This window comes from Leifsonia sp. 563 (genome assembly GCF_040545055.1).
Taxonomy (GTDB): Bacteria; Actinomycetota; Actinomycetes; order Actinomycetales; family Microbacteriaceae; genus Leifsonia.
On sequence record NZ_JBEPLE010000003.1, the window covers coordinates 231,951 to 248,831 of the forward strand.

At 70.7% G+C, this 16,881-nt stretch carries 19 protein-coding genes; 2 read left to right on the forward strand and 17 right to left on the reverse strand.

Annotated features, from left to right (window positions below; genetic code table 11):
* Window positions 1-16: 16 nt before the first annotated feature.
* Window positions 17-583, reverse strand: coding sequence for a hypothetical protein (locus ABIC47_RS11575; protein WP_089880013.1), 567 nt, complete (start codon window positions 581-583; stop codon window positions 17-19).
* Between the two features lie 24 nt (window positions 584-607).
* The gene (locus ABIC47_RS11580; RefSeq protein WP_354480537.1) at window positions 608-1,756 is read right to left on the reverse strand and encodes a zinc-dependent alcohol dehydrogenase; all 1,149 of its coding nucleotides are present in this window, start codon (window positions 1,754-1,756) and stop codon (window positions 608-610) included.
* A 147-nt stretch (window positions 1,757-1,903) separates the two neighbouring features.
* On the opposite strand from ABIC47_RS11580, the gene ABIC47_RS11585 reads away from it, so the two are divergent.
* Window positions 1,904-2,302, forward strand: coding sequence for a hypothetical protein (locus tag ABIC47_RS11585; RefSeq protein ID WP_089880022.1), 399 nt, complete (start codon window positions 1,904-1,906; stop codon window positions 2,300-2,302).
* Window positions 2,303-2,358: 56 nt separating this feature from the next.
* Here ABIC47_RS11585 and ABIC47_RS11590 read toward each other — a convergent pair whose 3' ends face one another.
* Together ABIC47_RS11590 and ABIC47_RS11595 are read right to left on the reverse strand one after the other, a co-directional pair.
* Complete coding sequence (locus ABIC47_RS11590) at window positions 2,359-2,640, reverse strand: hypothetical protein (RefSeq protein WP_018189363.1); 282 nt, start codon at window positions 2,638-2,640, stop codon at window positions 2,359-2,361.
* Between the two features lie 104 nt (window positions 2,641-2,744).
* The gene (locus tag ABIC47_RS11595; RefSeq protein ID WP_354480539.1) at window positions 2,745-3,287 is read right to left on the reverse strand and encodes a type 1 glutamine amidotransferase domain-containing protein; all 543 of its coding nucleotides are present in this window, start codon (window positions 3,285-3,287) and stop codon (window positions 2,745-2,747) included.
* A 58-nt stretch (window positions 3,288-3,345) separates the two neighbouring features.
* Between ABIC47_RS11595 and ABIC47_RS11600 the strand changes: the two genes are divergently transcribed.
* Window positions 3,346-4,170 carry an aldo/keto reductase gene (locus tag ABIC47_RS11600; RefSeq protein WP_354480541.1) on the forward strand — a complete coding sequence of 275 codons (825 nt, stop codon included), beginning with the start codon at window positions 3,346-3,348 and terminating at the stop codon, window positions 4,168-4,170.
* A 12-nt stretch (window positions 4,171-4,182) separates the two neighbouring features.
* On the opposite strand, the gene ABIC47_RS11605 is transcribed toward ABIC47_RS11600, so the two are convergent.
* The 13 genes from ABIC47_RS11605 to ABIC47_RS11665 form a co-directional block, all read right to left on the reverse strand.
* Window positions 4,183-4,806, reverse strand: a complete 624-nt coding sequence (locus ABIC47_RS11605; protein ID WP_354480543.1) for a GyrI-like domain-containing protein — start codon at window positions 4,804-4,806, stop codon at window positions 4,183-4,185.
* Window positions 4,803-6,941, reverse strand: coding sequence for a S9 family peptidase (locus tag ABIC47_RS11610; protein ID WP_354480545.1), 2,139 nt, complete (start codon window positions 6,939-6,941; stop codon window positions 4,803-4,805). Before ABIC47_RS11610 ends, ABIC47_RS11605 begins: the two co-directional genes overlap by 4 nt.
* A gap of 62 nt (window positions 6,942-7,003) precedes the next feature.
* Window positions 7,004-7,981, reverse strand: a complete 978-nt coding sequence (locus ABIC47_RS11615) for a zinc-binding dehydrogenase (RefSeq protein WP_354480874.1) — start codon at window positions 7,979-7,981, stop codon at window positions 7,004-7,006.
* A gap of 21 nt (window positions 7,982-8,002) precedes the next feature.
* Window positions 8,003-8,425, reverse strand: coding sequence for an organic hydroperoxide resistance protein (locus tag ABIC47_RS11620; RefSeq protein ID WP_354480547.1), 423 nt, complete (start codon window positions 8,423-8,425; stop codon window positions 8,003-8,005).
* A complete protein-coding gene (locus ABIC47_RS11625) occupies window positions 8,425-8,898 on the reverse strand; it encodes a MarR family winged helix-turn-helix transcriptional regulator (protein WP_196802416.1) in 474 nt (157 codons plus the stop codon). Before ABIC47_RS11625 ends, ABIC47_RS11620 begins: the two co-directional genes overlap by 1 nt.
* A gap of 108 nt (window positions 8,899-9,006) precedes the next feature.
* The gene (locus ABIC47_RS11630) at window positions 9,007-10,509 is read right to left on the reverse strand and encodes an FUSC family protein (protein ID WP_354480549.1); all 1,503 of its coding nucleotides are present in this window, start codon (window positions 10,507-10,509) and stop codon (window positions 9,007-9,009) included.
* A gap of 88 nt (window positions 10,510-10,597) precedes the next feature.
* Complete coding sequence (locus ABIC47_RS11635) at window positions 10,598-11,500, reverse strand: ROK family protein (RefSeq protein ID WP_354480551.1); 903 nt, start codon at window positions 11,498-11,500, stop codon at window positions 10,598-10,600.
* Window positions 11,497-12,252, reverse strand: a complete 756-nt coding sequence (locus tag ABIC47_RS11640) for a copper homeostasis protein CutC (RefSeq protein WP_354480553.1) — start codon at window positions 12,250-12,252, stop codon at window positions 11,497-11,499. The genes ABIC47_RS11635 and ABIC47_RS11640 overlap by 4 nt, the downstream gene beginning before the upstream one ends.
* Window positions 12,249-13,265, reverse strand: a complete 1,017-nt coding sequence (locus tag ABIC47_RS11645) for an asparaginase (protein WP_354480555.1) — start codon at window positions 13,263-13,265, stop codon at window positions 12,249-12,251. The genes ABIC47_RS11640 and ABIC47_RS11645 overlap by 4 nt, the downstream gene beginning before the upstream one ends.
* Window positions 13,258-14,211 (reverse strand): amino acid ABC transporter permease, encoded by a 954-nt coding sequence (locus ABIC47_RS11650; protein WP_018189375.1) that lies wholly within the window; start codon window positions 14,209-14,211, stop codon window positions 13,258-13,260. Before ABIC47_RS11650 ends, ABIC47_RS11645 begins: the two co-directional genes overlap by 8 nt.
* A complete protein-coding gene (locus tag ABIC47_RS11655; RefSeq protein ID WP_354480557.1) occupies window positions 14,208-14,852 on the reverse strand; it encodes an amino acid ABC transporter permease in 645 nt (214 codons plus the stop codon). The genes ABIC47_RS11650 and ABIC47_RS11655 overlap by 4 nt, the downstream gene beginning before the upstream one ends.
* Window positions 14,853-14,964: 112 nt before the next feature.
* Window positions 14,965-15,903 carry a glutamate ABC transporter substrate-binding protein gene (locus tag ABIC47_RS11660; protein WP_354480559.1) on the reverse strand — a complete coding sequence of 313 codons (939 nt, stop codon included), beginning with the start codon at window positions 15,901-15,903 and terminating at the stop codon, window positions 14,965-14,967.
* A 73-nt stretch (window positions 15,904-15,976) separates the two neighbouring features.
* Entirely contained in the window at window positions 15,977-16,729 is a 753-nt protein-coding gene (locus ABIC47_RS11665; RefSeq protein ID WP_354480561.1) for an amino acid ABC transporter ATP-binding protein, read from the reverse strand.
* Window positions 16,730-16,881 lie beyond the last annotated feature (152 nt).

The window sequence follows — 16,881 nt, forward strand, 5'->3', positions numbered from 1 at the left end:
CAGCGGTCTGGTGCACCTAGCGTCGGGCGATCTTCACCACCGTACGGACGGCGAACACTCCGGCGAGGACCCACGGCCCCACCACGATGATCGGGTCGAGCCACGTGTGCTTCACGTCCGCGCGGCGAACCCCGAACCGAGACGACACGGGATGGTGGCCTGCCTCGCCCAGGACGCCCGACTCCGTGATCGGGTCGTCGGGCCGGCGGGACGCGAGCGACTTCACATGTGCGCCCACCGACTCCACCCGGTCGCCCAGCACCAGCAGCAGCCAGTGCGCGGTCTGCCCCTCGCTGTAGCGGTCGTAGGCGAAGCGGCGGATCGCGCCCGAGACGCCGTGGAGCGGTTGAGCCGTTCCGAACACCGGCGTCATCCGGGTGTGCTCGATCGAGCGCTCTCGCCCCTGTACGGGCTGTTGCTGCTCCGGGATCTCCCAGTGCGCACCGGGCGGCTCCAGGTCGAGACGCTCCCGCGGGTGCGACGGCCGGTCGGCCGGGTCGCTGTCGACTCCCCAGCCGGGGATGCGCCTGCGGAGCTCCTCCGGGTCGTACTTCTTCGTGTGATCTGTGGCGACGTACGGCATCTGCTGTCCTCCCTCGATCCGTGGTTACGCGGCGCTCGGCACGACGAGCGGCTTGATGATCCCGTCGAGCTTCGACGAGAACAGGTGGTACCCCTCTGCGATGTGCTCCAGGGGGATGCGGTGGGTGACGATGTCCGACGGCGTGAGGTATCCGTTCCGGACATGCTCGAACAGGCGGGGCCACTGACGTTTCACCGGGCACTGGTGGGTGTGGATGGTGAGGCCCTTGTTCATGGCGTCGCCGAACTTCACCGCGCTGAACAGCGGGCCGTACGCCCCCATCACGGAGATCGTGCCGCCCTTGCGGACGGAGTCGATCGCCCAGTTCAGCGCGATCGGGGAACCGCCCTGCAGCTTCAGCTTCGAGGCGGTGATGTGCTGCAGCGCAGCGCCGTCGGCCTCCGCACCCACCGCGTCGATGACGACGTCCGCGCCGAGACCGTCGGTCGCCCGCTTGAGCGCGAGCACCACATCCCCCAGCTCGACGAAGTTGTACGTCTCGGCGTGCGCGAACTCCCGCGCCTTGGCCAGCCGGTAGTCGAGGTGGTCGACCACGATGACGCGGCCGGCGCCCATGAGCCACGACGACTTCGCGGCGTACAGGCCCACCGGGCCGGCACCGAACACGACGACCGTGTCGCCCTCGACGATGTCACCGAGCTGGGCGCCGAAGTAGCCGGTGGGAAGGGCGTCCGTGAGCGTGACGGCGTCCTCGTCCGACATCCAGTCCGGGATGATCGTCGGCCCGACATCGGCGAGAGGGACCCGGACGTACTCGGCCTGGCCGCCGTCGTAGCCGCCGGTCGTGTGCGAGTAGCCGTAGATCCCGCCGACTGCGGTGGCGTTCGGGTTCACGTTGTGGCAGTTGGAGTAGAGCCCCCGCTGGCAGAAGTAGCAGGTGCCGCAGAAGATGTTGAACGGTACCATCACCCGGTCGCCGACCTTCAGCGTCTCGACGTCCGGCCCGACTTCGTCGACCACCCCGATGAACTCGTGGCCGAACGTGTGGCCGATCCGGGTGTCCGGCATCATGCCGTGGTAGAGGTGCAGGTCGGATCCGCAGATCGCGGCCAGCGTGACCCGGACGATGGCGTCTCCCGGGTGCTCGATCTTGGGTCGGTCCTTCTCCTCCACGCGGACCTTGTACGGGCCGCGGTACGTCATCGCCAACATGGCTCTCCTCTCGTCCCGACCCACTTCATGCCGGATGCACGAGTGAATCGAGGAGTTGACAGCCGGGAGGGGCGGTGTAGCCCTACACCTTTTTGCTAGGCAAGTGAACGAGTTGCCGAGCGGGTCGGAGCGCCGTACAACGGGGACATGACGAAAGACGAGCGCGCCTCCCTGCCTCCCGGCCCCGACTTCTCCTACGGCGGGTACACGGTGAAGCTGGAGCCCGAGCACGGGCAGACCGGGCGCTGGCGCGTTGTTGACGACGAGAACTACTACGGTCTGGTCGCCGCGGCGGAGCCGCTCCGGGGTGAGCCCGAGGTCCATTTCGCGGCGCACTTCCCGGGCGAGGAGGACATCCCGCCGATGAAGATCGTGCCGCTGTGGACGCTCGCGGTGGAGTTCCTGCTGGATGCGGGCAAGGGCGAGGCGCTGTGGGGCCTCCCCGACGACCGGACGGCGCCGCATCCCATCGTCGCCGACGCCCTTCCGGAACCGTCCGCCGAGCCCGAGCCCGAGCCCGAAGCCGACGCGAGCAGACAGGCCTGACAACGCACGAAGGCCCGGAGCCGAGCGGCTCCGGGCCTTCGTCGCGTCGCGCCGCGTTACGCGGTGACGCCGATCGCGAAGCTGACGGCTCCCTGGTCGTCGACCTGTGCATCGAGCACCTTGTCGTCGAGGACCTCGGCCGCCTGCGTCTCGAGGAAGATGCGGGCGCCGCCCGACTCGACCACCTGGTCCGAAGGGTCCGGCTCCGGGGTGACCGCCGCGGCGAACGCGGTGTTGTCGGGGTTGCTGCTGCTGATCCGCAGACCCGCGGAGTCGTCCGGGGACTGGTCGGTCAGCGTCTTGACGATGGTGCTGGCGTTCTCGGTGAGGGTGAGCATGTGCTCTCCTTCCTATCGATGGTCCAGGAGTCGACTACGTTCCCGCGCACTCCGGCCGACCGCAACCGGCTCCGAGGCCATTGTCAGGGAACGCTCACGCGGCTCTACTCGAAGGCCTTCACGAGCTCGCGGTCGAAGGCGTCCAGGTCATCGGGCTTGCGCGACGAGACGAGGGTGAACGGGCCGTCGTCGACCACGACCTCCTCGTCGACCCAGGTCGCCCCTGCGTTGCGGTAGTCCGTCTGCAGGCTCGGCCAGCTGGTCAGTGTCCGGCCGCCCACGACGCCCGCCTCGATCAGCACCCAGCCTCCGTGGCAGATGACGGCGATGGGCTTGCCGGCCGCGGCGAAGTCCTTCACCAGCGACACGGCCTCGGGGAACGTGCGCACCTGGTCGCCGTTGGCGACACCGCCCGGAAGCACGAGGGCGTCGAACTGGTCGGCGCTCGCCGAGCCGAGGGTCACATCCACGGGGAAGGTGTCGGCCGGTGTCAGGTGGTTGAACGCCTGCACCTCGCCCTCGTCCTTCGACACGAGCTTGGGCGTGCCGCCCGCCTCGGTCACCGCCTGCCAGGGCTGCACGAGCTCGGCCTGCTCGATGCCCTCGGGGCCCACCAGGAACGCGATCGTCTTGTTGGTCAATGACATGGTGTTCGTCTCCTTCCGATGCCCCACCTGTACGCCGGGGGCACGGCAGAATGAACCCATGGCGAGCATCCCGCAGCTGACTCTCAACGACGGCAACACCATTCCGCAGCTCGGCTTCGGCGTGTACAAGATCCCGGAGGCCGAGACGGCGGAGGCGGTGGTGACGGCGCTGGAAGCGGGCTACCGCCACATCGACACGGCGGCGTTCTACGAGAACGAGCGCGGGGTCGGCGAAGGCGTGCGGCGCAGTGGGATCGACCGGTCGGACGTGTTCGTCACGAGCAAGGTGTGGTGGACCGAGAACGGTTACGACTCGACGCTGCGGTCGTTCGACGCCAGCCTCGAACGGCTCGGCTTCGACACGATCGACCTCTTCCTCATCCACTGGCCCGCGCCGCGCAGCGACCGGTACGTGGAGACCTGGCGGGCCCTGGAGCGGGTGCGGCAGGAGGGTCGCGCGCGGTCGATCGGAGTGGCGAACTTCCACATCCATCACCTCGACCGGCTGGCGCGCGAGACCGGCACGGTGCCCGCGGTGAACCAGGTGGAGCTGCATCCCTGGCTCCCGCAGGCCGAGGTGCGCGCGTATGACGCGTCCCACGGGATCGTGACGGAGGCGTGGTCCCCGCTGGCGCGCGGCCGAGTGCTCGGCGACCCCGTCCTCGACGCGCTCGCCGCGAAGCACGGAGTGACACCGGCGCAGGTGGTGATCCGGTGGCAGCTGCAGCTCGGAAACGTGGTCATCCCCAAGTCGACGTCGCCGGAGCGCATCCGGTCGAACATCGACGTCTTCGGCTTCGAACTGGATGCGGAGGACCTGGCCGCGATCGCAACGCTCGAGTCGGGGGAGCGCACGGGCAAGGACCCGGACGACCTGGGCTGAGCCCGCTGCGTCCTAGTCGACTCGGCTGACCGGCTGGCGCAGGATCGTCCGCAGCTTCTCCGGCGCCGCCCTGCGGGCATCGCTCAGGTAGATCTCATGGTGGCGGCCGGTCATGGTGAGCCCCGCATCCGGGATGAACACGTCGTGCAGCTCCGCCAGCACGGGCGCCTCGTCGTCATAGGAGCCGACGTGGAGGGTCTGCACGCTGAGCCCCTCGTCGAGCGTCTCGACGCGCAGCTCGTCCAGGCGCGGGGCGCCGCCCTTGCTTCGCACGGTCGCCGTCGCCTCCTCGACGTGCGCGTCGGTGATCCAGTCGGGGACGAGGTTGAGCGCGGTCCAGCGCCACTGAGACTTGTCGCGGGCGCTCGTGAACGCCGCCATGTCGTCCGCCCACCACAGCGCCTCAAACGGCATGACCGTGTAGTCGCGGTCGAGGCTGCGCTTGCTGAGGAACTTCAGCGCGTAGGCGAGCGGGAAGATCGTCTGAATCGCATCGCGATACTCGTCCGAGGTGTTCGGGTCGCCGTGACCGTCCACCATCAGGTAGCGCAGCGGCGGAACGGTGACGACCTCGAAGCGCCCGCGCCGGGGAGCATAGAGCCCCAGCTCCTTCTTCAGGTCGGTCTTCACGGTCACTCGCCCGATGGATGCGCCCCGACGACGTCGAGAAGCCACGCCAGCGCGAACGCCCGCTCGCGCCAGGCGGCGTACCGCCCGGAGACCCCGCCGTGGCCGGCGGCCATCTCGATCTTGAGCAGCGGGTCCGCATCCACCTCGCGCAGCTTCGCCACCCACTTCGCCGGCTCGACGTAGAGCACGCGGGTGTCGTTGAGGCTCGTGATGGCGAGGATGCGCGGGTAGTGCGTCGCGTGCACGTTCTCGAGCGGCGAGTACGACTTCATGTAGTCGTAGACCTCCGGATCGTGCAGAGGGTCGCCCCACTCGTCCCACTCGATGACGGTGAGGGGCAGGGACGGGTCGAGGATGCTGGTGAGCGGATCGACGAACGGCACCTCGGCGAGGATCCCGGCGAAGTCGCGGGGCGCCAGGTTCGCCACGGCTCCCATGAGCAGGCCGCCGGCGCTTCCGCCCTGCGCCGCCATGCGCGACGGATCTGTCCATCCACGGTCGACGAGGTGGCGGGCGGCGGCCACGAAGTCGGTGAAGGTGTTCTTCTTGTGGAGCTTCTTGCCGTTCTCGTACCAGAGCCGGCCCAGTTCGCCGCCGCCGCGGACATGCGCGATGGCGAACACGACGCCGCGGTCGAGGAGGCTGAGGCGCGGGATGCTGAACGACGGATCCATGCTCGCCTCATACGAGCCGTAGCCGTAGAGCACGAGCGGGGCCGGCTCGCCGGGCGTGACCAGGTCGCGGCGGTAGACGAGCGAGATCGGGACGCGTGCGCCGTCCGATGCCGTCGCCCACTCCCGGCGCTGCTCGAACAGGGAGGCGTCGAACGCCCCGAGTACCGGCTGCTGCTTGCGCAGGGCGAGCTCGCGGGTGCGGACGTCGTAGTCGTACACGGTGGAGGGCGTCACGAAGCTGCCGTAGCCGAGGCGCAGGAACGGCTGCGTCCACTCCGGGTTGCCGCCGACCCCGACGGTGAAGAGCTCCTCGTCGAAATGCAGCTCGTGCGGGGTGTCGTCCGCTGGCTGCTCACTGTTCGGATCGGGCACGCAAGCGACGGCGACCCGCGTCATCCCCTCGCGGCGGTACTCGACGCTGACGAAGTCGCGGAACGCATCGACGCCCTCGATGCGCACGGCCGGATCGTGCGCGAGGAGCACGCGGCGGGGCCCCTGGGGGTCGTCGGCCGAGACGCTGACGAGCTCGAAGTTGATGGCGCCGTCGTTGTGGACGATGAGGAGGCGGTCGTGGCCGCCGACGATGGCGTGTTCGACGTCGTACTCGACGCCCTCCTTCCGCGGCCAGACCACGCGGAACTCGCCGGTGGGGTCGTCGGAGCGGAGCAGCCACGCCTCGCTGGTGATGTTCGAGCCGGCCTCGATGACCAGGAAGCGCCGGCTGCGGGTCAGGCCGACGCCGATCCAGTAGCGCTCGTCCGGTTCGTGGAACACCTGGGTGTCAGGGACGGCAGGAGCATCGCCCACCCGGTGCCGCCAGACGGTGTCGGGGCGCCAGGACTCATCCACCGTCGTGTAGAAGATGTAGGCGCCGCTCTGGTCGAACAGCGCGCCGCCCGCGGTCCCCTCGATCTCATCGGGGAAGGCCACGCCGTCGTCGACGAGCGAGCGGACGCGGAGCGTGTAGCGCTCGTCGCCCTCGGTGTCGACGGCCCACAGCAGGCGCGTGCCGTCGGCGCTCACGTCGAAGCTGCCGAGCGCGTAGAAGTCGTGCCCTTCGGCCTCGGCGTTGTCGTCGAGCAGGATATGCTCGCCCGGCAGGCCGTTGCGCTGGGCCGCCTCGTCGAGCGTCGGGGGGACCCAATCGTCGGCGGAGGCGATGGGGGCCCGGCAGTGGATGCCGTACTGCTTGCCCTCGACCGTGCGGGTGTAATACCACCAGTCGCCCTCGCGAACCGGCACGCTCAGGTCGGTCTCGCGGGTGCGCGCCTTGATCTCGTCGAAGATCCGCTCGCGGAGCAGCGCGAGGTGCTCGGTGCGGGCGTTGGTGTACGCGTTCTCCTCGTGGAGATGCGTGATGACCGCCTGGTCGTCCTTCTCGCGCAGCCACTCGTAATCGTCGACGTAGACGTCGCCGTGGTGGATGCGTTCGACGGGCTTCTTGGCGGTGACCGGCGGGGTGAGCATGTGCCCAGGCTATCGGGCGGTGCCCACCCCGCACGCGGTCGCGGCCGTCGTCGTGGCCATCGTCAGGGGCGCAGCAGCACCTTGCCGACGCGTCCGGCCTCGCCGCTCGCGGCGACGGCTCCGGCGATGTCGTCCAGCCCGTGGACGCCTGCGACCGGGAGGGTCAGCGTGCCGTCCTGGAGGCGGGCGAACAGCTCCTGGAAGAGCCGCCCGCGCTGGTCGGCCGGCATCTCGCGGCTGACGACGCTGCCCCAGAAGCCCTTGACCGTGGCCTGCTTGAAGATGATGTCGCCGGAGGCGAGCTCGAGCGTGGGCGACGCCATCGCGCCGAACACGACGAGGGTGCCGTTCTCGGCGAGCGTGGAGAGCACATCCCCTGCCGACGAGCCGCCGACGGAGTCGACGCCCGCGGTGATCGGGGCGCCCCCGGTGATCTCGGCGAGCCGGTCGCGCCAGCCCGCGTCGTCGGTCGCGACGACGCGCTCGATGCCCTGGGCGCGCAGCTCCTCCACACCGGCGGACCGGCGGACGAGGCCGACGACGTTGAGCCCGCGTGCGGCGCCGAGCTGGGCGACCATCCGGCCGACGGCGCCGTTCGCGGCGTTCTGGATGAGCCAGTCGCCCTCGCTCAGTCCGAGCGACTCGAGCAGGCTGATCGCGCTGAACGGCATCGACACCAGCTGAGCGGCGGACTCGTCGGGGAGCCCGTCGGGCACGGGGATGAGGCCCGCGGCCCGGGTGACGAAGTACTCGGCCCACACGCCGAACGTCCCGCCGGTGACGACCCGCTGGCCGACCGTGAGCTGCTCGACGCCCTCGCCGACCGCATCCACGACGCCGAGTGCCTCGGTGCCGGCCTGGGCGGGAAGTTCGGGCCTGAAGCCGTAGGTGCCGCGCACGGTCCACAGGTCGTGGTTATGGATGGGCGAGAGCAGCATCCGCACGCGCACCTCGCCGGCGCCCGGCTGGGGGAGGGGGCGCTCTTCGACCGCGAGCACCTCGGAGGGGTCGCCGAACTCGTGGTGGACCAGGGCACGCATCGTGGTGGCGTCTGTCATGGCTCAGTCCTCCGAAACCGTGATGGTGACGTCGATGTTGCCGCGCGTAGCGTTGGAGTAGGGGCACACGTGGTGCGCCGCGTCCGCGAGGGCCTGGGCCTGCTCGGCCTCGATCCCGGGCAGGACGACCTCGAGCAGCACGGCGAGCTGGTAGCCGCCGTTGCCGTTCGGGCCGATCTCCACGCGGCCTCCGACCGACGAGCCGTCGAGCTTCACCTTCTGGCTGCGGGCGACCGCCTGCAGCGCCGAGTGGAAGCAGGCCGCGTAACCGGCGGCGAACAGCTGCTCCGGGTTGGTGCCGGCTCCCGATCCGCCCATCTCCTTGGGGACGGCGAGGTCGAGGGCGAACGAGCCGTCGCTGGTGGCGACACGGCCGTCGCGGCCGGCGCCGGTCGACAGGGCTTCTGCGGTGTAGAGGACGTTCATCAGTTCCTTTCGGAGGGTGTTCTGTTGTGCGCGGGGGCCTGCGGCTGCGCTGCAGCGTGCATGGTCTCCGTGAGCCGGTGGAGGGTGTCGATGAGGGCGCCCGCCGCCTGCTGGTCGGGCAGGCCGGTGCCTGCCGCGATCCGGGCGGGGATGTGGGCGAGCTCGGAGCGCAGCTCCCGGCCGCGATCGCCGAGCGTCACCGTCACGACGCGCTCGTCGCCCGCGCGGCGTTCGCGCCGGACGAGACCGGACTGCTCCATCCGCCGCAGCAGCGGGGACAGCGTCCCCGAGTCGAGCTGGAGGTGTTCGCCCAGCGACCCGACGGTCTGCTCGCCCTCGACCCAGAGGGTGATGAGGACGAGGTACTGCGGGTAGGTGAGCCCCCAGGGCTCGAGGAGCGTACGGTACGCCTGCGTGGTGGCACGCGTGGCGGCGTAGAGCGAGAAGCACACCATCTCATCGGTCACCGGCATGCGCTAATAGTTGCACACAATCAAGTTGTGCACAATTTAATGCGTGGCCAGGGGACGTGACACGCCGTTATGCGGAGCGGATAACGGCGTGTGGCGCCCCACGGACGGTCAGGGGGCGGGGGATGCGCGCAGCGCGGCGGCGAGGGCGACGAGGGCCGCTCGGACGCGGGCGAGCTCCGGAGGGGATGCGAGGCTCGCGCGGGCGCGCTTGACCGCCCTGAGCACGTGGTCGGCGTCCTCAGGTCCGCGCCGCGACAGATGCTCGTCGAGGGCATCCGGGAGGTCGGCGGCGGCGTCGATGCAGTCGATCGGCAGCACGGAAGGGGAGGTGTCCGCCGGGCCGACGCCCCGTCCCGGGCGTCGGAGCAGCCGACGCGCGCGGTGCGCAGGTGCCAGTTGCTCGACGCGCGCCGCTGACGCCCGCACGGCGGCGACCGCGCGGGTCCGCTCCTCCTCGTCCTCTGACGGCACCGCGATCGCCGCCCCGACCGTCGTCAGCAGCTCCGACAGCCGGCGCCGCAGGACGTCGATGCTGCGGACGGGCAGCACGAACCAGCTGGCGGCGATGCCCAGTGCGGCGCCGAGGACGATCGCCAGCATCCGCTCGGCCAGCATCCCGGTCTCGCCGGTGAGCGACGCCGTCCCGGTCAGCTGCTGAAGAAGCGTCAGGACGAGCGTCACGGTGAGCGCCCAGAAGGCGTAGCTATACGCGCGCAGCCAGGTGCCGACGAAGAGCGCGACGAAGATGATGACGACGCCGCCGAAACCGGAGGCGCGCGGGGCGGCAGCGGTCAACGCGACGGCAGCGATCGTTCCGGCGAGGGCTCCCACCACGCGGAGGGCGCTCTTGTGCACGACGTCCCCGTGTCCCCGGTTGCCCGAGCACACCAGGAAGGCGGTCAGCACCACCCACATCGCATGCTCGGGAAAGAGGAGCCACCCGAGGAGGAAGGCGGCGGTGAGCGCGACGGCGAGCTGGATCGCCATCCGGGTGCTCGCGGGCAGACGCGCCCGGCCCGATCCGGTCGCAGCGCCGCGGGCCGCCGACGGAGCAGGGTCGGCCGGTGCGGCCTCCTGCCGCCGCCCCGGCAGCAGGCGCAGGATCTCGCGGGCGACGGCCACCGACACGGTTGCGATCACACCGGCGAGCAGGACGAGCAGCGTCGTGATCCATCCCGGCTGGCCGGAGACGGGCGACACCGGCGCGATCAGCATCGCGGTGAACGGCAAGGCGACCAGGGCTCCCAGCCGGGAGAGGCGGGGACCGAACCGCCGGAGCCAGATCGGCACGCTCATCCCGGCGACGAAGAGCGCCGCGCCCACGGGAGGAGCGACGACGAGCAGCCATCCGACGCCTCCCGCCACGAGTCCGATGAACGGCAGCACGACCGCCGAGCGTGCGAACTCGGACCGGGATGCGAAGGTTCGCCGACCGAGGCTGAGCGCCACGACCGTCGCCAGCACCGCGGCACTCGTCACGCCCGCGGTCGCGCCGCCCGCCAGCAGGGACCCGAGCCACCACACGATCGCGCACGCGGCGGCGGCAGCGGCGGTGGCGACGAGCGCGGTCGTCCCGTCCGCCAGGATGGCGCCGATCTGCCGCGTGCCCACCGGCACATCCTCTCACCGCGTGGGAGGAGAAGTGGGCGGCGCGGCGGAGCCCGGCAGGCGGAGCTCAGCCCGGCTCAGCGCGGAACGCTCAGCGAGCCGCGTCGAAAGCCAGCAGGGCAGCCCCGGCCCGACCGGCGTCGCCGCCGAGGGCGCTCTGAACGACCGGCGGCCGTTCGCGCCATGCCAACCCAGCCGACATCCGTTCTCCGAGCGGCTCGAACAGGGCATCGCCGGCGTGCGAGACACCGCCGCCGAGCACGATCAGTCCGGGATCGAGCAGCAGGGTCAGGATGTTGAGGCCCTGGGCGAGCACGTCGAGCGCCTCCGACCAGATGCGGTCGGCGAGCGGGTCGAGCCCGAGCCGCTCGACGATGCGCCGGGTGCTGAGGGCGTCTCCACCCGCCGCCCGGTACCGCCGGGCCACGCCCGCGCCGGACATGTACACCTCGAGGCAGCCGCGCTGGCCACAGGTGCACGGTTCGCCGTTCGGGATGACGGGGATGTGGCCGAACTCGCCGGCGGCGCCGGTCGCGCCGGTCACGGCGCCGCCGGACGAGACGAGAGCGGCCGCAACCCCGGTGCCGATCGGCACGAGGGCGAAGTCGCCGAAGCCGCGCGCGGCCCCGCTGTTGCGCTCCGCGAGCCCGGCGGCACGCACGTCGTGACCGACCGCCACCGGCAGGTGCAGCTCGGAGCGGAGGATGTCGAGGAGGGGCACGTCGCGCCAGCCGAGGTTGGACGCGTAGTGCACCAGACCGCGCTGTTCGTCGAGCATCCCCGGAGTGGCGACTCCCGCGCCGACGACGTCGTGACCGTCGTCGGCCGCGGTTCGGCGCAGCTGGCCGAGCAAGCCGACGAGCGCGGTGAGGATGCCGTCCGTCGGGGTCGCGAGCGTCGTCTCCGCCACGGTCGCGCCGTCCTCGCGGACGACCGCGCCCTTCATCGCAGTACCGCCGAGGTCGACGGCCAGGACGACCGGGAGGCCGCTCATGCGGACGGCTCGCTCGCCGTGTCGCGGACGGCGGCGACCACGGCGCGGACCACCTCGGCCGAGGTGACGTCGCGTTCGCCCGAGTCGTACGCCGTCGGGGCGCCCGCGCCGGGAGTCGCGACCGCCCGCGGTGCCCGCAGATGGACCTCCGCGACGCCGGTCCGCCGCACGACCTCGGCGACGTTGGCGGGACGGACTCCGCCGCCCGCGAGGATCGTCACCCGGTCACCGGCGAGCTCCACCAGTCGCGTGAGCTCATCCGCGCCCTCCAGCGCCGTCGCGGCACCGGCCGAGGTCAGCACGCGTGTCACGCCGAGATCGGCGAGCTGCTGCAGCGCCTCCGCCCGGTCGGCGACCTGGTCGAACGCCTTGTGGAAGGTCACCGGCGCGTCGCCGCACGCGGCCACCAGGCGGCGGGTCGCATCCACGTTCACCCGTCCGTCGGCGCGCAGTGCCCCGACGACGAAGCCCAGGACGACGCCCGAGGGGTTGGGGAGCGCACGGATCGAGTGGATGTCGTCCACCATCGCCTGCAGCTCATCGTCGTCATACACGAAGTCGCCCGGCCGCTGGCGGATGAGCACCTGGATGCCGATCCGCGTCGCCGCGCGCAGCGCTCCTGCGACCGTGCCGATGGACGGCGTGATGCCGCCGTCGCCCAGCGCCGCGCACAGCTCGATCCGGTCGGCGCCGGCCTCCTCGGCCACCCGGACGCCGGCGAGGTCGTCGAGGCAGATCTCGACGACGGTCACGCGAGGCGCTCCAGCGCGGCGGTCAGGTCCGCGCCGAGCTCGATCGCACCGACCGGGATGCCGCCGCCGAGCACGGGGAGGTCGGTGAGAGCGCGCGCATCCGCTATCGGGGTCCCGAGCGCCTCGAGCACGCGGAGCGCGATGAGGGTCGTCGCCCGGGGGCTGCCGTCCACGATCTTCATGGCGACGGCCGTGCCGTCCGCTGCCGCGACTCCGATCACGCCCTCGGCGCCGCCCTTGGCGAGCGCTCCGGGGACCGTCTCCATGAGCGTCGTGTTCTGGTGGCCCGTGCCGCCGACGTAATAGGGGTGCTCGCGCATCGCGTCGGCGACGGCGCGCTCGGGCGTGCCCGGCTCCGCCTGCACCAGCCGGCCGAAGGCGCGCGCGATCCCGCGGACGCTCGTGCCGAAGAGCGGTGCGCCGCAGCCGTCGATCGCATCGTGCCCGACCGGCACGCCGGTCAGCTCCGCCATGGTCGCGCGGATGTGCTGCTGCAGCGGGTGCTCCGGGTCGAGGTAGCCGTCGGTCGGCCACCCGTTGGTCGCCGCGGCGAGGAGCATCGCGGCGTGCTTGCCGGAGCAGTTCATCCGCACGCGCGAGCGTCCCTCGCCGTCGCGCAGCATCCGCTCGAACGTCGCCTCGTCCTCGGGGCGGTCGACCGGGCACCCGAGTGCCGAGTCGTCGACGCCAGCGCGGGTCAGCAGCTCGCGCACCAGCCGGACGTGCTCGTCCTCGCCCGTGTGGCTGCCCGCAGCGATGGCGAGCTCCGGACCGGCCAGTGGCGCGCCAGCGGTCAGGCAGCCGAGGGCCTGCAGCGGCTTCACGGTGCTGCGCGGCAGCACCACGGCATCCGGGTCGCCGAGCTCGATCAGCGGGTCGCCCGCGGGGTCGAGCGCCACGAGGCTCCCGAAGTGCCGGCTCTCGATGAGCCCGGAACGCCGCACGACGGCCAGCTCGGCGAGTCCGGTGGTGGAGTCGGCGGTGCGGACGGAGACGGTGGGGGCGTCAGACATGGTCGGCTTTCGTGGAATCGGTGCCGTCGTCGACGTGCTCGACGGCGACGACGGCGGGGAGCGTCGGGAGGACCGGCTGCGGTGAGGTGCGCCGGCGCGAGCCGCGCTGCAGCCGCGACGCGAAGGCGGAGAGGCTGCCGTTGACGACGAGGTAGATCACCGTCACCGCAACGTAGGTGGGGATGAGCAGGTGGAGGTACGAGGCGAGCACTTGCCCGCGGTACAGCAGTTCGGTGAAGGCGACGATGTAGCCGAGCGAGGTGTCCTTGAGGAGGCTGACGAACTGGGTCACGAGCGACGGCGTGACGTTGCGCACCGCCTGGGGGAGCACCACGTACGTCATCGCCTGGACCGGACGCATCCCGAGGCTGAGGGCCGCCTCGCGCTGTCCGCGCGGCAGGCTGAGGATGCCGGCTCGGATGATCTCCGCGAACACCGCGGCGTTCGCGATGGTGAGCGGCACGACCAGCTTCCAGAGCGTCGGCAGGTTGATGCCGATCTGCGGCAGCCCGAAGAGCATCAGGTAGATGACGAGGAGCACGGGCACTGTGCGGGCGATCTCGATGTAGAGCCCGCAGACGAAGCGGACCCAGCGCACCTGGCTGACCCGGCCGAGCGCGAGCACCGTACCGAGCGCAGCGCCGAGCACCGCGACGATCGCCGCCGCCTCCAGCGTCCCGAGCAGACCGACCAGCAGGTACTGCCAGATCGCCCACTCGGTGAACGGCGCCCAGCGCTCGGGCGCGAGCTGGCCGTGGGCGGCGAACTGCCAGAGCCCCAGGCCGACGATCGCAGCGAAGACGACAACGCTGACGATCGACCCGATGAGGATGTTGCGACGGCCGCGCGGGCCGGGAACGTCGTAGATGAAGGAGGCGCCGTACTGACGCTTCTGGCGCCGGGCGCGGGCGGGAACCGGCCGGTCCGGGATGAGCTGTGCGGTCATCGGGCGATCGCCACCTTCCGCTCGACCCAGCCGGCGGCGAGGCCGATGGCGAGGGCGATGGCCATGTAGATGAGTCCGGCGCTGGAGAAGATCAGGATGGGCTGCGCGGCGACGAGGTTGACCTTGTTGACCTCGGCCGTGAGCTCGACGACGCCGACGGCCGCGGCGAGGGCCGTGTTCATCGCGAGCGCGATCATGACGTTGCCGATGGGCTGCACGACGGCGCGCAGCGCCTGCGGGACGACGACGAAGCGCAATGACTGCCAGAGGGTGAGGCCGAGCGCACGGGAGGCCTCGACCTGGCCGACGGGGACGGTGTTCACACCCGATCGCACCGCCTCGGCGACGTACGCCGCCTCGTAGACGGTGAGCACGATGATCGCGGTCGGGGTCAGCGGGAGAAGGATGCCCGCATCCGGCAGGGCGAACACCGCGAGCAGCAGCAGGGCCAGCAGCGGGACGTTGATGAAGAACTGGACGTACAGGAACGCAGCCGCGCGCAGCACCGGGATGGGGCTGACGCGGGCGATCGTGACCAGCACGCCGAGCACGATGGAGCCGACGCCGGCCACCACGGCCATCAGCAGCGTGGTGCCGAGTGCCTGGGCCAGCGGCCCGAGGTTGTCGATCAGGGGGTTCATCGTTCTCTCGTCGAGTGGTCGGGGGAGTGGCGGTCGGGGAGTGGGGGGCCGGATGCGCGCGGGCCTGTGTGGGTGCCTCTCGCGCGCATCCGGCCGGTCTGGTGCGGTCGGATCAGGAGCCGGGAACCGACCCGATCTCCGGCGGCGTCGGGATGTCCGAGTCGGTCACGGTGCCGAGCGTGGTCTTCCACGCCTTGCCCCACTGGCCGTCCTTCTGGATGGTCTTCAGCCACTCGTTGACGAACTTCTTGAAGTCGTCGTCACCGTGCTTCAGGCCGATGCCGTACGGCTCCTTGGTGAAGGGCTGCCCGACGACCTTGATCTGCTTCTCGCTGGCGGCGTCGCTCGCGAGGAGCGTGTAGTCCTGCACGTAGGCGTCGCCGCGGCCCTGGATGAGCGCCTGGACGGCGGCCGGGTCGGTGCCGAACGCGGTGACCGTCGCCTTCGGGGCGATCTTCGGCACCTCGGTGACGGCCGGCGTGTTGGCGCCGACGATCACGTTCTTGCCGTCGAGGTCCTTGTAGCTCTTGATGTCCTTGTTGTCGCTCTTGACCGCGACCGCAAGACCGGACTCGAAGTAGGGGCCGGCGAAGTCGACCTGCTTGGCCCGCTCCTCGGTGATCGTGTAGGTGTTGAAGACGACGTCGACCGTGTCGTTCTGCAGCATCGCCTCGCGGGTCTCGGAGGCCGGCGGAACGATCTCGACGTTCGGCTTGCCGATGATGTAGATCGCCAGCAGCTTGGCCAGCTCGGCGTCGAAGCCGTTGACCTTCTGCGGGTCGGTCGGGTCCTGCTGCGAGAGCAGCGGGGCGTCGAGGGCCTCGGCGACGATGAGCTTGCCGCGCTTCTTGATCTTCTCCATGGTCGAGTCGGAGAGGATGAGGTCGGCCTTCGCGACGGGGGCGCCGGCGAGGACGGAGTCTCCCGACGCGGTCGAGCTCGCGTCGCTGCCGGGCAGTGCCGTGTTGCCGGAGCAGGCGGTGACGGCGAGCGTCACGGCCGCGAGCAGGACGCCGGCGACGGCGCTCTTCCTGCGGATGCTGCGGGTCATGGGATGCATCCCTTTCTGATTGGACTTCGGTGTGATGTGGAACGGTGGTGCGCGGCCTCGTGCGGTGCGGGCGCTAGTGCGAGAGCACGGAGGCCAGGAACGACTTCGCCCGCTCGGTGGCGGGGGAGTCGAAGAACTGTGCTGGGGCGGCCTGCTCGACGATCTGCCCGCGGTCCATGAAGACGACGCGGTCGGCGGCGCGCCGGGCGAAGCCCATCTCGTGGGTGACGACGATCATCGTCATGCCCTCCTTCGCGAGGGAGGTCATCACGTCGAGCACCTCGCCGACCATCTCGGGGTCGAGGGCGCTGGTCGGCTCGTCGAAGAGCATGACCTTCGGCTGCATGGCGAGAGCACGGGCGATGGCCGCGCGCTGCTGCTGGCCGCCGGAGAGCTGGGCCGGGTGGCTGTCCGCCTTGTCGGCGATGCCGACCCGGTCGAGCAGCTCCATCGCCTGGGCGCGTGCGGCATCCTTGCCGAGCTTGCGCACCTTGAGGGGAGCGAGGGTGACGTTGTCGAGGATCGTCTGGTGGGCGAACAGGTTGAACGACTGGAACACCATCCCGACCTCGGCGCGGAGCTTGGCGAGCGGCGCGCCCTCTTCCGGCAGCAGCTCGCCGTCGACGCGGATCTCGCCGGAGTCGATGGTCTCCAGGCGGTTGATGGACCGGCACAGCGTCGACTTGCCGGACCCGGACGGCCCGATGACGACGACGACCTCGCGCTCGGCGACGTCGAGGTCGATGTTCTGCAGCACGTGGAGGTCGCCGAAGTGCTTGTCGACCGCGCGCAGGCTCACCATCGGCCGGGCGTCGGTTGCTGTCATCGGGGATCCTCGCATCGTCGTCGGGAAGGTTTCGATGAGCGTACTAAGTATCAACCTTTGATCGCAATATCGAAATTAGTTAATCCGAAATCGAACGAAGTCGGTACAGTATTCTCGACGCAAGACGGCGGGCAGCAGGCCCATCGCCGCAG

Bases quoted from the DNA above. Each gene is read 5' to 3' on its own strand.
- ABIC47_RS11575 (WP_089880013.1), bottom strand. From the start codon at position 583: ATGCCGTACGTCGCCACAGATCACACGAAGAAGTACGACCCGGAGGAG.
- ABIC47_RS11580 (WP_354480537.1), bottom strand. From the start codon at position 1,756: ATGTTGGCGATGACGTACCGCGGCCCGTACAAGGTCCGCGTGGAGGAG.
- ABIC47_RS11585 (WP_089880022.1), top strand. From the start codon at position 1,904: ATGACGAAAGACGAGCGCGCCTCCCTGCCTCCCGGCCCCGACTTCTCC.
- ABIC47_RS11590 (WP_018189363.1), bottom strand. From the start codon at position 2,640: ATGCTCACCCTCACCGAGAACGCCAGCACCATCGTCAAGACGCTGACC.
- ABIC47_RS11595 (WP_354480539.1), bottom strand. From the start codon at position 3,287: ATGTCATTGACCAACAAGACGATCGCGTTCCTGGTGGGCCCCGAGGGC.
- ABIC47_RS11600 (WP_354480541.1), top strand. From the start codon at position 3,346: ATGGCGAGCATCCCGCAGCTGACTCTCAACGACGGCAACACCATTCCG.
- ABIC47_RS11610 (WP_354480545.1), bottom strand. From the start codon at position 6,941: ATGCTCACCCCGCCGGTCACCGCCAAGAAGCCCGTCGAACGCATCCAC.
- ABIC47_RS11615 (WP_354480874.1), bottom strand. From the start codon at position 7,981: ATGCGTGCCCTGGTCCACCACGAGTTCGGCGACCCCTCCGAGGTGCTC.
- ABIC47_RS11620 (WP_354480547.1), bottom strand. From the start codon at position 8,425: ATGAACGTCCTCTACACCGCAGAAGCCCTGTCGACCGGCGCCGGCCGC.
- ABIC47_RS11625 (WP_196802416.1), bottom strand. From the start codon at position 8,898: ATGCCGGTGACCGATGAGATGGTGTGCTTCTCGCTCTACGCCGCCACG.
- ABIC47_RS11635 (WP_354480551.1), bottom strand. From the start codon at position 11,500: ATGAGCGGCCTCCCGGTCGTCCTGGCCGTCGACCTCGGCGGTACTGCG.
- ABIC47_RS11645 (WP_354480555.1), bottom strand. From the start codon at position 13,265: ATGTCTGACGCCCCCACCGTCTCCGTCCGCACCGCCGACTCCACCACC.
- ABIC47_RS11650 (WP_018189375.1), bottom strand. From the start codon at position 14,211: ATGACCGCACAGCTCATCCCGGACCGGCCGGTTCCCGCCCGCGCCCGG.
- ABIC47_RS11655 (WP_354480557.1), bottom strand. From the start codon at position 14,852: ATGAACCCCCTGATCGACAACCTCGGGCCGCTGGCCCAGGCACTCGGC.
- ABIC47_RS11660 (WP_354480559.1), bottom strand. From the start codon at position 15,903: ATGACCCGCAGCATCCGCAGGAAGAGCGCCGTCGCCGGCGTCCTGCTC.
- ABIC47_RS11665 (WP_354480561.1), bottom strand. From the start codon at position 16,729: ATGACAGCAACCGACGCCCGGCCGATGGTGAGCCTGCGCGCGGTCGAC.